11 protein-coding genes are annotated in these 14413 nt (G+C 67.4%); 3 read left to right on the top strand and 8 right to left on the bottom strand.

Translation table 11 applies throughout. The features are described from left to right. The first annotated feature begins 207 nt into the window (after positions 1-207). Complete coding sequence (fumC, locus tag J8I82_RS27340; RefSeq protein WP_209761968.1) at positions 208-1614, top strand: class II fumarate hydratase; 1407 nt, start codon at positions 208-210, stop codon at positions 1612-1614. Positions 1615-1667: 53 nt separating this feature from the next. On the opposite strand, the gene J8I82_RS27335 is transcribed toward fumC, so the two are convergent. Next, the gene (locus J8I82_RS27335) at positions 1668-2051 is read right to left on the bottom strand and encodes a hypothetical protein (protein ID WP_209761967.1); all 384 of its coding nucleotides are present in this window, start codon (positions 2049-2051) and stop codon (positions 1668-1670) included. A gap of 209 nt (positions 2052-2260) precedes the next feature. On the opposite strand from J8I82_RS27335, the gene J8I82_RS27330 reads away from it, so the two are divergent. Beyond that, entirely contained in the window at positions 2261-3184 is a 924-nt protein-coding gene (locus J8I82_RS27330; protein ID WP_209761966.1) for a LysR family transcriptional regulator, read from the top strand. 96 nt (positions 3185-3280) lie between these two features. Continuing rightward, positions 3281-3754 (top strand): aminoacyl-tRNA deacylase, encoded by a 474-nt coding sequence (locus J8I82_RS27325; protein ID WP_209761965.1) that lies wholly within the window; start codon positions 3281-3283, stop codon positions 3752-3754. A gap of 55 nt (positions 3755-3809) precedes the next feature. Here the strand turns inward: J8I82_RS27325 and eutC are convergent, their stop codons facing one another. From eutC to tssJ, 7 genes are all read right to left on the bottom strand, one after another. Next, positions 3810-4631, bottom strand: coding sequence for an ethanolamine ammonia-lyase subunit EutC (eutC, locus tag J8I82_RS27320; RefSeq protein WP_209761964.1), 822 nt, complete (start codon positions 4629-4631; stop codon positions 3810-3812). 31 nt (positions 4632-4662) lie between these two features. After that, complete coding sequence (locus J8I82_RS27315; protein ID WP_209761963.1) at positions 4663-6045, bottom strand: ethanolamine ammonia-lyase subunit EutB; 1383 nt, start codon at positions 6043-6045, stop codon at positions 4663-4665. A gap of 126 nt (positions 6046-6171) precedes the next feature. After that, positions 6172-7317: a DotU family type IV/VI secretion system protein gene (locus J8I82_RS27310; RefSeq protein WP_245180167.1), complete on the bottom strand. Its 1146-nt coding sequence runs from the start codon at positions 7315-7317 to the stop codon at positions 6172-6174. A 2-nt stretch (positions 7318-7319) separates the two neighbouring features. Then, positions 7320-11186, bottom strand: a complete 3867-nt coding sequence (gene tssM / locus J8I82_RS27305; RefSeq protein WP_209761961.1) for a type VI secretion system membrane subunit TssM — start codon at positions 11184-11186, stop codon at positions 7320-7322. Between the two features lie 13 nt (positions 11187-11199). Next, positions 11200-12477, bottom strand: a complete 1278-nt coding sequence (gene tssL, locus J8I82_RS27300) for a type VI secretion system protein TssL, long form (protein ID WP_209761960.1) — start codon at positions 12475-12477, stop codon at positions 11200-11202. Continuing rightward, complete coding sequence (tssK, locus tag J8I82_RS27295; protein ID WP_209761959.1) at positions 12477-13820, bottom strand: type VI secretion system baseplate subunit TssK; 1344 nt, start codon at positions 13818-13820, stop codon at positions 12477-12479. Before tssK ends, tssL begins: the two co-directional genes overlap by 1 nt. A 3-nt stretch (positions 13821-13823) precedes the next feature. Continuing rightward, entirely contained in the window at positions 13824-14327 is a 504-nt protein-coding gene (tssJ, locus tag J8I82_RS27290; protein ID WP_284183176.1) for a type VI secretion system lipoprotein TssJ, read from the bottom strand. Positions 14328-14413: the final 86 nt, after the last annotated feature.

Raw genomic sequence — 14413 nt, 5'->3', positions numbered from 1 at the left:
CTTCATAGCGGTTAACCCGGCGGGCAGCATGGACTTGAGCGCACCCAGCGCGCCTGCGGCGTAATCTGGCGGACTGCACGCACGGTCGGCGCGCGGCCCGGCTTCAGACGGCATGACTTGCCGGCGCCCGCGTTTCGCCACGTTCCCTTCCATCCGGCAATACCGGCGCCCGCTGCGCCGTCCCTTGCCTTGCAAAGGAGAGTGTCCATGTCCAGCGCTTCCGCCAGCAACACCCGCATCGAGAAAGACAGCCTGGGTGATGTCCCGGTGCCCGCCGACCACCTGTGGGGCGCGCAAACCGAACGCTCGCGCCAGAACTTCCGCATTGGCGACGAGAAGATGCCGCCCGCGCTGGTCGAGGCCTTTGCCATCCTGAAGCTGTGCGCGGCCCGCGCCAACCGTGAGCTGGGCGTACTCCCGCCCGAGCTGGCGCAGGCCATCGAGCAGGCGGCCACGGAAGTGATCGAAGGCCGCTGGCCGCAGGAGTTCCCGCTATCGGTCTGGCAGACCGGATCTGGCACGCAGACCAACATGAACCTCAACGAGGTCATCGCCAACCGCGCGATCCAGCTGCTTGGCGGCGAAGTCGGCAGCAAGAAGCCGGTGCATCCGAACGACCACGTCAATGCCAGCCAGTCGAGCAACGACAGCTTCCCGACGGCGATGCACATCGCCGCGACGCGCGCGATCCAGCAACAGCTGCTGCCGGCGCTGGAACAGCTGCAACAGACCTTCGCGCGCAAGGTGGAAGCCTTCGCCGATATCGTCAAGGTCGGCCGCACGCACCTGCAGGACGCGGTGCCGCTGACGCTGGGCCAGGAGTTCTCGGGCTACATGACGCAGGTCGCGGATGCGCAATCGCGGCTGCAGCAGGCCATGCTGCGCGCCATGCCGGTGGCGCAGGGCGGCACCGCGGTCGGCACCGGGCTGAACGCGCCGCATGGCTTTGCTGCGGCCTTTGCGCGCGCGCTGGCCGACTACACCGGCCTGCCGTTCGAGCCCGCGCCCAACCGCTACGCGCTGCAGGCCTCGCATGACGCGCTGGCCGACCTGTCAGGCGCGCTCAACACCACCGCCTCGTCATTCCTGAAGATCGCGCGCGACTTCATGCTGCTGGGCTCGGGGCCGCGCGCGGGCTTCGCCGAGCTGATCCTGCCGGCCAACGAGCCGGGTTCGTCGATCATGCCGGGCAAGGTCAACCCGACCCAGGCGGAGGCGCTGGCCATGGTTTGCTGCCGCGTGATCGGCAATCACACCACGGTGACGCTGGCCAATGGCCTGGGCACGCTCGAGCTGAATGCGTACAAGCCGGTGATCATCTACAGCCTGCTGCAGTCGGTCAGCCTGCTGGCCGGGGCGGCATCGAGCTTTGCCGAGCATATGGTCGAGGGCCTCGAGGCTGACCGCGAGCGCATTGCCGAGCTGCTGGAACGCTCGCTGATGCCGGTCACGGCGCTGAACCCGCATATCGGCTACGACAAGGCCGCCGAGATCGCCAAGCTGGCGGTGCAGCGCAACCTGTCGCTGCGGGAAGCGGCGATCGCATCCGGACATGTGACCGAGGACCAGTTCCGCGAGTGGATCGACCTGGCTGGAATGACGCGCGAAGTGTGAGCCGCGCAATGTGAGCCATCTACGCGGCGGCTGGCTGATGCCAGCCGTGTGGCTCAGCCGGGCGCGCCGTCCGGTGAGGTGCAGCGCTGGCGCGCCAGCGCTTCGCGAGAATAGCCATGGCGAACGCGCAACTGGTGCTCGACCGCATCCGCCTGATCCAGGCATGCGAATATCAGGTCGTCCTTGAAGCGCTGCGATACGCCTTTGAGCCGTGGCGCTTCGTAGGCAACATGGCGCGCGCGGCAGCGCAGGAACAGCAGCGTTTCCTGGGTGGCGGCAATCAGCTGGTCATGCTCGATCCGCTTGCATTCGACCAGGTCCTGGGCAGAGACACTGGCGCCGGCAATGAACAAAGGCACGCACAGCCAGCGGCGCATCAAGCGGTGCATGGCAAACGGGGGCGCGTCGGGGCCGGTTGACGGTGTGGATCGCATCATTGCCCAGAGTCGGGTTCGTTGCAAGCGATGGCCAGCCTGATAAGCCGTCCCGGGCGGCCAGTTCGCGGGACACACTGTCCCGTTGACTGGGCAATCCCCCGCAAACCCCGGCCGAGGTCAAGCTGCCGCGCGGGCGCGCCAGCATGGCAATATACGGGGCCGGCACCCGCCACGCGGCGGGGCCGGCCCTTTTTCTTTCCTTGTAGCCAATGGATCTCAACGCCTTGCGCCTGTTCGTCGACATCGTCGACGCCGGCAACCTGAGCGCGGCCGCGCGCAAGCTCAAGATGACGCGCGCCAATGTCAGCTACCGGCTGAAAGCGCTGGAAGAAGAGCTGGGCGTGCAGTTGCTGCGGCGGACCACCCGCCATGTCGAACCCACGCCGGTAGGGGCCGGCCTCTACGAGCACGGGCGCAATATCCTCGGCGAGGTGGCGGCTGCCAATGCGCTGATCAGCAACATGGGCAAAAGCCTGCAGGGCCATGTGCGGCTTTCGGTCCCCACCGGCCTCGGCCACACGATACTGTCGCCCCTGCTGGTGCAGTTCAAGCAGCGCTATCCCGACATCACCCTCGATGTCGTCTTCGACAACCGCGTGCACAACCTGGTATCCGAGGATGTGGACGTGGCGCTGCGCATCATATCCACGCCGCCCGATTCGGTCATCGCCACGGAGATCGGCACGGTGGACTGGGTCATCTGCGCTTCACCCGCTTACCTGGCAAACCATCCGGCGCCCCAGGTACTCGCCGACCTGCAGGAGCATGCGATCGTTTGCGCCTCGCCAGTCGGGCAAAAGCTGAAGGTAGCGGGAACGCGGCCCGGCAGCGAAGCGCAGGAAACCCGCGACCAGGTGGTGCTGGAACCGACACTCAGTTCCGATAACTTCGGCTTCCTGAAGGAAGGGGTGGTGGCCGGCCTGGGCATCGGCATCACGCCGATCTACGCGATCGGCGAGGAACTGGCGAGCGGCGGGCTGGTGCAGCTGCTGCCGGATTACCGCATCAGCGTGTTCGGCAGCCGGCTATACATGCTGACCATGCCAAACCGCTACCAGACGCTGGCTACGCGCTACCTGCTGAATTTCCTGAAAACGGAGCTGCAGGCGGTGTGGCCGCGGCTGCACGGCTAGCGGGCAAGGCGGATCGGGGGCCGTTGGGCACGGCGCCAGGCACTATATTAGGAGCACAAGGATAACCGTAGCGTATCCCTGTCCTGAGGAGCAACCATGGCCCTGTCTAGCACGCTCGCAAACTGCCTGAGCAGCAAGAATACCCAGTACGACATCATCCGCCACCCCTACACCCTCAGCAGCATGGCCACTGCCGAGGCGGCGCACGTTCCCGGAGACCGTCTGGCCAAGACCCTTTTGCTCGAGGACGAGCGCGGCTATGTTGCCGCCGTGATCCCTTCGAGCCATCACCTGCAGCTGGCTGCCATCTGCGAGCAGACCGGCCGCGACCTGGTGCTCGCGCATGAGGATGAAATCCGCGAGATCTTCAAGGATTGCGACCTTGGCGCGATTCCGCCGGTCGCCATGGCGTATGGCATGCAGACTTATGTGGACAACAGCCTGATGCAGCAGCCTGAGGTGTATTTCGAAGGCGGCGACCACCAGGAACTGGTGCACATGACACGGGACCAGTTCATGGACCTGATGTCGGATGCCACGCCGGGGCATTTCTCGCGCCGCATGATGTAGGCGCAGCGACGCTGCGCTGCGGCCACCGCGGGATATGATCCCGCGGTGGCCGTTTTCATTCGAGGTCCGGCAATGCCGCTGCCGGCGGCGCCTCGCCGGCCAAGGCGTGCTCGCTGTCGTCCTTCAGGTCCACGCCCGAGCGCCCGAGTGCCACGGCACCGCGCAGCAGGAAGACCAGACGTTGTGCGGCCTGCGCATAGGAGAGTCCTTCGGGCCGCACATTGGAAATGCAGTTGCGCTCGGCATCGGTACGGCCCGGTTGCGGAGCGTAGGTCAGATAGATGCCGAGGCTGTCGGGCGAACTCAGTCCGGGCCGTTCGCCGATCAGCATCACCACCTGGCGCGCGCCAAGCACGGCGCCGATATCGTCGCCGAGCGCAACGCGCGATTGTTCCGCCACCACCACCGGTCCGATACGCCATTCCTGCGGCAAGCGCTGGCGCGTCGCCTCCAGCACCGCCACCGCGTGCGTTTGCGCGGCCAGCGCCGAAAGTCCGTCGGCAATCACGAACACGACATCGGGCGCCTGCTGCGGCCGCGCCGCGGCCAGGCGCGCCCTGCTCTCGTCATCCAGGCCCCGGCCGAGGTCAGGGCGCCGCAGGTAATAAATGCGGTCCGGCGCTGCGCTGTGGACAAGCACGTGGCCGAGCCCGGCCTGGCGCAGTGCGCCGGCGACGGCATCGGCGTCCAGCGGCAGGTGCACGGCGTCGCGCGCCTGCGCATGGGCCAGGCCGAACGCCAGCACGGCATCGGTGGTCTGGCTGTGGCCGGTGCGGCCCAATGCAATGCGCGCGCGCGTGAACCGGCGCAGGCGCTGCCATGGATCGGCGTCGTGCACAGCGGCGGGATCGGCAGGGGGCGAAGGAAGGTCGGACATGGCGTTCCTGATGAATGGCTCGGGGCCGGCGTTACAGGCCGTGCGCCATCTGCAGCAGCGGCTGGCGTTCGGACGGCTCCAGCAGCCGGCCGGCGCCATCGGCGATGCCCATGCGCTGCAACCATTGCTCGAACTCCGGCGCGGGGCGCAGGCCCAGCACTTCGCGCAGGTACAGCGCATCGTGGAAGGAAGTGCTCTGGTAGTTCAGCATGATGTCGTCGGCGCCGGGCACGCCCATGATGAAATTGATGCCGGCCACCCCGAACAGCGTCAGCAGCGTATCCATGTCGTCCTGGTCGGCCTCGGCATGGTTGGTGTAGCAGACGTCGCAGCCCATCGGCACGCCCATCAGCTTGCCGCAGAAGTGGTCCTCGAGCCCGGCGCGGATGATCTGCTTGCCGTCGTACAGGTATTCCGGCCCGATAAAGCCCACTACCGTATTCACCAGCAGCGGCGAGAACGCGCGCGCCACGGCGTAGGCGCGCGCCTCCATGGTCTGCTGGTCGACGCCATGGTGGGCGTTGGCCGAGAGCGCGCTGCCCTGCCCGGTTTCGAAATACATGACGTTGTCGCCGACGGTGCCGCGCGCCAGGCCCTGCGCGGCGTCGTGGGCTTCGGCCAGCAGCGCCAGGCTGATGCCGAAGGCCATATTGGCGCGTTCGCTGCCCGCCACCGACTGGAACACCAGGTCGACCGGGGCGCCCTGCGCAATCGCGCGCAGCGTGTTGGTGACGTGGGTCAGCACGCACGACTGCGTGGGGATATCGAAGCGGCAGCGCAGCGCATCGAGCATATGCAGCAGCGAGACAATGGCGCCCAGGTTGTCCGAGGCGGGATTGATGCCGATGGTGGCGTCGCCGCACCCGTACAGCAGGCCGTCGATGACGGCGGCGGCGATGCCCTTGGGATCGTCGGTAGGATGGTTCGGCTGCAGCCGCACCGCCAGCCGCCCCGGCAGGCCGACGGTATTGCGAAAGCGCGTCACCACCTGGCATTTGCGCGCCACCGACACCAGGTCCTGGTTGCGCATCAGCTTGCTGACCGCGGCCGCGATCTCGGGGGTGATGCCCGGCGCGACGCGCGCCAGCGTGGCGCTGTCGGTTTCGTGCCGCAGCAGCCAGTCGCGCAGGTCGCCGACGGTCGTGGCACCGATCGCGGCAAAAGCGGAAGCATCGTGCCGGTCGACAATCAACCGCGTGATTTCGTCCTCCTCATACGGCACCAGCGCCTCGTTGAGGAACTGCGCCAGGGGCACCTCGGCCAGCGCCAGGCGGGCGGCCATCCGCTCCTGTTCGCTGGCGGCGGCAATGCCGGCGAGCGCATCGCCGGAGCGCGCCGGGCTGGCCTTGGCCAGCAGCGTGCGCAGATTGTCGAAGACATGGCGCTGACTGCCGATGGTGTGGGTATATGCCATGGGGAATGCCGTTCCGATGTCGGGGCCGATGCCCCTAATATAGTCACCGTTGCAGCACCTGGCTGGCGCGGTGATACGAAAAGCGCAGCAATTCCCATGCCGGCTGGCACGCAGCCGGCGCCACTCCTAGCGAATGCCGGCGAAGACTTCTACCCGGCGGTTCAGCAACCGGCCCTTGGCAGTCCGGTTGTCTGCAGCAGGCTGCGCGGCGCCCCGCCCGATAGATTCGATCTGCACCGGCACCAAGGCGCGTGCCTGCAGGTAGCCGGCCACCTCTGCTGCGCGCGATTCCGACAAGGCCTGGTTGGACCGATACGCGCCGCGGGCCATTGGCGAATCGTCGGCATGCCCGACCACCGTGATCCAGTCGGCCCGGCCGTCCAGCAGGTCAGCCAGCTTGTCGAGCTGTTCGGCCAGCGCTGGCGGCAGTTGCGCCTGCCCGGGCGGAAACGACAGGCCGTCTTGAAAGACGAGGTGCAGGCGGCCGCTACGCACATCGGCACGGATGGCCGCGCTGGCGAGTTGCCGGGCGAAGGCCTGTTCGATGTCCCGCTCCAGCGTATCTGCCGACGGGAACACGGCTTGTGGCAGCCGCTCTAGCCGCGCCAGCCGCAGCGCCAGCGCATCGGTGGCGGCGTTCTGGCGCGTCGCCTGGACCACCACGACGGCAGCGACAAGGAAGACCGCTGAGGCAACGGCAAGCAGCGGCCGGGCGCCGAAACTCGGCACTTGCGGCAGCGCCTCGGGCTGCGCTTGCCATGGCGGGGCCGGTCTCAGCGCCACGATCTCTTGGGTCGTCGGCCGGATCGGCGGCACCAGTCCTGCCGGTGGCCGCCCGCTTTCATCCGTGAGTCCGCGCCCGATCAGGTATGCAATCACTTCAAGCGCGTCAGCATGAGCGCCGGCTCGCTGCTGCAGCCTGGCGACCAGTGCGCGGCAGCGGCCGCCGCGATCCGCTTCGCCATAGTGCGCCGCAAGCAGGCCGTGCCGCAGCCAGGCCCCACGGCACGCACCGGACCGTCCCTGCACGCGGCGGCCCGCCTGGTCCAGCGCCGCGCACAGGCAATAGTGGACTGCCTCCACATCCTCCGCCGGCAACGCCGCCGCGCGACAGGCCTGGCGAAAGCTCGCCAGGCGCGAGTGCGCAGCTTCCTGCAGGGTCTCCAGGCGCGCCGCGGAATCGAGTTCCGGCGTCAGTTCGTCGAGCACCCGGATCACGGGCTGCGCCAGCCGCAGCAGGTGGTTGCCGCTACCCATCGCGGTGGGCGTCATCGTCACGAACGCCCCGGGCATTCGAAGCCCTGCAGCAAGCCAGTCGTCCACGGATTGGCCAGGCTGCCGGTATTGATATCCAGCCGCGCCTTCCGGCCGTCGAAGTCGTACTCCGCCACGAAATGGCTGGCGCTGGCCGATCCGGCCAGCTTTCCCATTGCCACCACCCGCATCAGTGCCCACGGGCCGCTGGCGGCCAGTGCAGAAGTATCCGGGCGGATGCGCGGACTGGCGCTGATCTGTGCGCCCTGGCCGCCGCGCGGACCAGGCCAGGTGATCTTGAGCGGCACCACCGGGCCATGCACGTAGCGCTGCCCTTGGCCGTCGAAGTCCAGGTTCAGCTCGACGATCTCGGGATCGAGCCCGACGACCTTCAGGTCGACCTTCCACGCCAGCCGCTTCGCGCCCGGATCGCGGAAGAACACCTCGCGGATGTCCCGCGCGCGCTGGAACGGCACCAGGCTCGGCCCGGCCACCGGCGGCACATCCGGCGCGGTCAGCTTGTAGCGCCAGGGAGAGATGGTGGTATCGACGTGCGGCGCCAGCACTTTCTGGAAAAAGTCGTCGAGCACGCCGCCGGCGGCGAAAATCCGCGCGAAGTCTCCCGGATCGACGTCCTGTGCCGTCGCGAGGGCGAAAGGGTACTTGCCCTCAATGGCGCTGCGGCAGCTTTCGCCGATCATGGCATCCATCTGCGCCACCAGGATCTCGCCGATGCCCTTGTTGACATCGCGCGTGCCCTGCACCACCAGGTCGGCCAGCACCGCGGCGAACGGCGCGGGCAGCCTGGCCGCTTCCATGCGCAACTGCGCGCCGCTGTCCGCTGGCGGCGGCAGGGTGCGGGTATTCAGGGCGTTGTTGGCCACCACCTGGGTGGTGTAGTAGGCATTGACCATGCCGGCAATCGCATCCAGCCGCGGCTTGGCGCCTGCTGCCTGCACGTCCGGCGCCGCGGCATCGGCCTGGCCGGTCACGACCTCGCGCAGCGCGGCAAAGCGGTTGTCGACCAGTTCGCGCTCCTGGCGCGCTTCGGCGCGCGCATTCAACGCCTGTACCAGTCCGGCAGTCTTGTCGGGCACGGACAACGCCTTCTGCGCCAGCGACGGGTCTTGCTGCGCGAGCGGCCGGCTCAGCGTGGTCTCCTGCACCGCGGCGCGGCCGAGCCGGGCCAGCGGCGAGTCCGGCGCGGCGAAATTGCGAAGGATCTCCAGGTCAAAGCCAAGGTTGCCGCCGGTCACCGTGCGAATATCGGCAAGGAACGCGCTCCAGCGGCGTGCATACTCCTCCAGGTACAGGCGGCGGATCTCGCGCGTCAACTGACCGTTATCGCCCGGCTTGCCGGCTGCGGCCTCAAGCGTTTTTTTTTGAGCCCCATCATGGGCCGTGCGCCCCATCACCCAGGCATCGACGGCCTGCGCCTTGCCGACAAACTCGGGCAAGCGCGCACTGAAGAGATCGTGATAGCCGGCATAGGTAAAGAGCCCGGGAATGCCCCGCTCCAGCGGCTCGCCGCTGGCCCGCGTAAAAACCGTTCCGGCCTGCGGCCCGACCGCCCGCACCAGCGTGAAGTCCTGCGGCGCGGCTTCCAGCATGGCGGCCCTGGCGCGGTCGTAGAGCCGCTCGATCGAGGTGTTGCCGTCGAGGAAATCCCGTGCCGAATGGATCAGTGCTTCGTTCCTGGCATAGGGCGATTGCACCGGACGGCTGCCGTCCAGCAGGACATCCAGGTGTTCCAGCACGCCGACCCTGCCGCCGAAGGCGGCTGCGCCGTTGCCAGTGGCCCAGTCGCTCTGCACCCATGCCTGCACTTCCGGCGCGCTAAACCTGTCCTTCTCGTGCAGCATCAGGTAGACGCGCAGCGTGTCGTAAGCCTGCCTGGCATCGCGCGCGGCAACCGCGTTTTCGAGCACCGCTTCGACCCGTCGCACCAGGTACGGCACCAGCAAGTTGTCCTGCAGCCTGACGCGGGTCCGGACCGAAGCATCAAGGACCGGTGGCACGCTGTAGAGGCCGTAGCGCCATGCCAGCGGCGGATCGGCCAGTGCCAGTCCGGCATAGGCAGTCAGGTCGCGCGCGGCCGACAGCACCTCCGGCATCGTGCCCGGCTGCGGCGCCTTGTAGAAGGCGGCGACGGTAGCGGCCAGCGCGCCGGCCTTCTGCCGCACCGAGTGCAGGTAGGCGCGGTTATGCCCATCGCTGGTATAGAGCGCACCGGCCAGCCACAGGAAAATCACCACGGCCAGCGTGTGCCCGAGCAGCCGCAGCAGGCGGAAGCGGAGTTCCCAGCGCAGGTTCGGCTTTACCAGATGGGCTTCGGGCACGATCACGCGCTTGAAGACGTCCTGCAGAAAATAGCTGCGATGCCCCGTCTCCTGCGCCGCCGCGGAAGCGGCAATGGCTTCGTTCGTGGCAGGGAAGACGTGCTCCGGCGTCTCCATGGTGTCGGCCTGGTTGCGCTCCAGGCGCCTGAGCACGGTTTCGTGGTCCGCCATCACCGTTGCCGAGGTCTGGGCCGCACTCGTGAAATACACGCCGCGCAGCATGTGGGCGCTCTCGGTATCGTCAAAGCGGGATTCGAGGAACACCTGCGCCAGCATGTCGACGATCGGCTCGGCCAGGCCGGCAAACTCCTGCGGCAGCGCGAACAGGTCCTTGCGGCGCTGCGGGTCATACTCTTCATAGAGCCGCGCATCGAGTCCCGCCTGCAGCCGCTCGACCAGCAGCGCCAACTCCGTGCGGCAGCGTTGCACGAAGGCATCGGGCACATCGGAGCGCCTGGCCTTGCGGTCGTCATGCGGGAAGGCAAAGCCCCACGGCTGCGCGCGGCCCTCGCTGCTCAGGTACTGGAAGTAAGCGCCGAAGCCCGCCAACTGGTCGAGCTTGGTGACGATCACATAGACCGGGAACCGGATACCCAGGTCCGTGCGCAGGTCGGCCAGCCGGGCACGCAGGCTGGCCGCCTGGCGCATGCGCGCTTCGGGCGACTGCGTCAGCAGGTCCCTGGTGCTGATGGCAAGCACCGCGCCATTGATCGGCGCCCGGCTGCGATACCTGCGCAGCATCGCGAGAAACCCGGTCCACTCGGCCTGGTCTACCTTCGGGTTCTGGCCATGGCTGGTATAGCGGCCGGCCGTGTCGATCAGCACAGCCTCATTCGAGAGCCACCAGCTGGCAGCCAGGGTGCCTCGATCCTTGCCGGCCATCGCGCCGGCGCTCATCTGCTCCGGCAACGGGAACTGCAGGCCGGCGTTGAGCAAGGCGGTGGTCTTGCCCGCGCCGGTGACGCCGACAATCATGTACCACGGCAGTTCGTACAGATAGCGCCTGCCTTCCAGGACGCGGCCGATCCCGCCACCGCTGCGCATCCCCTTGAGCTGCCTCAGCGCCTTCTGCACCGTCTCGTGCACGATGGCGAGCTCGTTCCTGGCAACGACTTCAGGAGGCTTGCCGCCAAAGTTCAGCAGCTTCTGCAGCAATGAATCGTTCCCCTGCGAGCGACGCAGGAAGCGGAACACTTCATAGGCCGCGAGGAGAAAGACAAGCACCGCGATGGCGACGACCCGCACGACGTCCGAAGCGAGCGGATGCGCGGTGCCGACAGCAAGCAGCGGCCCGGCATGCCAGATCGCCAGGCAAAGCACGGCGACCCCGATCACCGCCACCGACCAGCGCAGCACCAGCAGCAATGCCAGCGCCAGCAGCAGCAAGATGGCAGCCACCCGCATGCCGGTCTCCGCCAACGGCCGCAAGCCATTGAACGCCAGCAGCGGACCAGTGAACCAGGTCGCGGCCGTGGCAAGCGCCAGTGCCACGTACACCAGCGCCTGGCGCGAGAACAGTACGGCCAGGCAACGTTTCAGCAATTCCATACCGGACTCTCTCTCAATGCGTCACCACGATTTCCACGCGGCGGTTCTGCGCGCGCGCAGCGGGCGACCCATTGCCCTTAACCGGCTCGCTATCGCCCTTGCCCACCGCCGCCAGCCTGCCCTTGGCAACGCCCTTGCCGGCGAGGTATTCGGCGACGACGGCCGCGCGCTCTTCGGACAACACCTGGTTGGAGGGAAAGCGCGCGGTCTTGATCGGGACGTTGTCGGTATGACCGACGACGGTGACCTGTCCGGCGACCTTGCTGATCTCTCCGGCCACCTTGTCGAGCACCGGCAGGACCTTGTTGCTGACATCCACCTGGCCGGCGGCAAACATGTCGTCGCCGCGGAACGTGACCGCGCTGCGCCTGTCGTCTTCGCTGACGCTTACGATGCCGCGGGCGATCTCCGCCCGCAGCAGCATCGCCAGCCGCAGTGCCTTCGGCGGATCCGGTGGCGCGGCATGGCCGATGGCGACGATCTGCTGCACAAGCGCATGCGTGCCGTCGAGCAGCTGATACTTGTACCAGCCGAACAATGCCGCAATGCAGAGCGACAATATGCAGGCCGTGATCCACACCGGCACTGAGCGCAGCAGCCGCAGCTTGCCGGGCGCTGCGCCACGCCAGTGCGGCGAGAGCTCGCGCGGAACGCTTTCGCGCGCGCCGGCGATCAGGTTCAACAGCTGCTGGCGGATCGCGTCGAGTTCGCGCGGTCCTTCGGACCGCTTGCCGTAGCGCCCGCGAAAGCCCAGCGACAACACCTGGTAGACCAGCTCGATGACATGCATGTGCTCCTGCGGCGATGCCACCAGCCGGCCCAGCAGCTGGAACATTTTCTCGCCGCCGTCCCCCTCCTGGTGGCACTGGATCAGCAGGCTGTACGTCGCCCAGTCGCCAGCTTCGCCCCAGCGGGTCGCGTTGGCGGCCTCGTCCAGTGCGGTGCAGAGCGTGTAGCGCGCGGCGAGCACATGCTCGCGGCGCAGGTTGGCGCGCTCGCAGACCGCCTGGAATTGCCGGATCTCCTCCATCAGCATCTGCTTCAGCGCTTGCACCGTGCCAACACCGGGCAAGTCCGCCGGCATGTCTGCCAGCGTGCGCAGCAGCGGTTGCGCCGCGGCAAGCAGGGGATTGGCGCTGGCCACGATGCGCGCGGCGCGCTGCTCCGGCGTTTCAGGCGCGTTCCAGCGCCATGCGCAACGCCCTGGCGCGGTGGTGTCCGCGGATGCCGATGCGGCGCCGTAGACGGTGTCCGCCATGCCGGGACCGGTGTTCTCGACTGCGTCTTCCATCAGCTGCGCACTCCCCACAACTCAAGACGGATTTCCGGAAAATGGCCGGCCACGTGCAACGCCAGGCCGCCGTAGCGCTGGACCTGTTCCCACAGCGGATGGTCCTGGGCCAACTCGAAGTAGACCTGCCCTGCGTTGAACGGAATCTGACGCGGCGGCACGGGCAACGGCCGCAGCGGGATGCCGGGAAGGTGCGAGCGGATCAGTTCGGCAAGGCGCTCCGAAGGTCCCGCCTTGGCCTGGGCCGGAAATTTCTGCTGCAGCACGTCAGGCGGCATCTGCGCGCCAACGGCCAGCACGAAGGTATGGAAGCGCCCGAACTCGTTCGGCTCCAGCACCGCGAGCCGGATGCCGTGGGACTGGTCCCGCAGCTCGATGCGCTGTGCACTGCGCTCCAGCACCACGTTGAGCAGGAATCGCAGGTCATCGACCACCGGCTTCAGGCAGGTATGCGGCTCGTCATGGCGATAGGCGCCAAACGGCTTCGGACGCCGGGTTGCGGTGCGGACAAAGGTAGAGAGCTCGCCGGCCAGCGCGGTCAGCAAGACATAGAGTTCCTCGGGCGATGCGGCCTTGGCCTCGAGCATATGCGTCAGCACCGGCTCATGCCGGTTCAGCAACTGGAGGATGAGGTACTCCGACACCTCGGCGGCATCTCCGCCGCGGGTGCCGGCCGCGGCAAGCCGCTCGGCCATCGCACTGGCACGCAGGCGCAGCAGGCCGTGAAGTTCGCCCAGCCACGTCGTCAGCAAGGCACTGGCCGTGTACACGTTGACCGGCGGGATCAGCGCCGGATCAAGCGTGGCGCTGCCGTCGGCGCGGATCTCTGCCACCCTGGCAAGCGGCAGTCCGATCCAGGATTTGGTCAACTCCTTCTCCGGCAGCAGGCGCAGACGCAGGTCGGCCAGCTGCACCAGCTTCGGACCCTGCCCGATCGAGTTTGCATCCAGCAGTTCTTCCTCGAAGCTGTGATACCGCGCCAGCGAATCCGCGGCGTTGTCGAACGTGGTCTCTTCGGTATTGGGAGTGCGAATCGGTGCCGACAGGTAAATTCGCTGGTTCAGGTGCTCATGGCGCAATGCCAGCGGCGCAGGCAGCCGCGCCTGTGCCGGCGTGTCGAACGGCGTGCCGTCCTGCAGGATCCCCGCGGCGCCGGAAACCACCAGCTTGCCGAGCGCCAGCGCCTCGGTGTCGATGGCCAGGTGTGCAAAGCCCCAGAAGAACGCGCTCAGCGCCGCGGCGCGCTTATGCGCGAAATGCTCCAGATAGCGCTCCTGCTGCTGAAACAGCTGCGGGCGCAGGAACAGCCCCTCGCTCCAGACAACCTTGTTGTACCAGCTCATAAATCAGTCGGGTTTCAGAACGGTGATGGTTTGCTGGTCGAGCAAGACCTGCAGCCTGAACTTGCGCGCCGGCACGACGAAGCGGTACCAGGCCGCTTCCGGTGCAGGCGGCAATGGGTAGACCGTGCGCCAGGTCGCCTTGCCCAGGTCGCGGTATCCGACCAGGAAGCCCAGCGCTGTCGTCTGGGGGTTGAGCTTGCGCTCGATCGATCGGGATTCGCCTGGGCGAAGCACGAACGCATCGCGGGCCAGCAGGTCCTGCGTCAGGACGGTTTTGTCGTTCTGATCGAGCGAGAAGTAGTCGGCGCTCTTGAACGCCGCTTCCGTCCTGAGTTCGTAGACGCGAACGAGGACGGGCGAAGCGCGGTCCTGGTCGTCCGGGTTGACGGTCGGCCTGGCATCGACAGCCAGCACGAGCTTGATCTGTTCCCTGGAAGCGTCGGGCTGCGGCGCCGCGCAGGCGCACAGCAATGCGGCGGCCGATGCCGCCAGGATGCGTAGGCTCACTGCAATCTCCTGGTACCGCGCGAAAAAAGGAAGCCGGTGGTCGGGGCGGCATGCCCCAACCGCCTCGCGTGCCGGGCGGGATCCCT

This window comes from Cupriavidus consociatus (assembly GCF_017814975.1).
In the GTDB taxonomy this organism is placed as follows: Bacteria; Pseudomonadota; Gammaproteobacteria; order Burkholderiales; family Burkholderiaceae; genus Cupriavidus; species Cupriavidus consociatus.
This window is presented reverse-complemented; position numbering and strand designations above follow the sequence as displayed.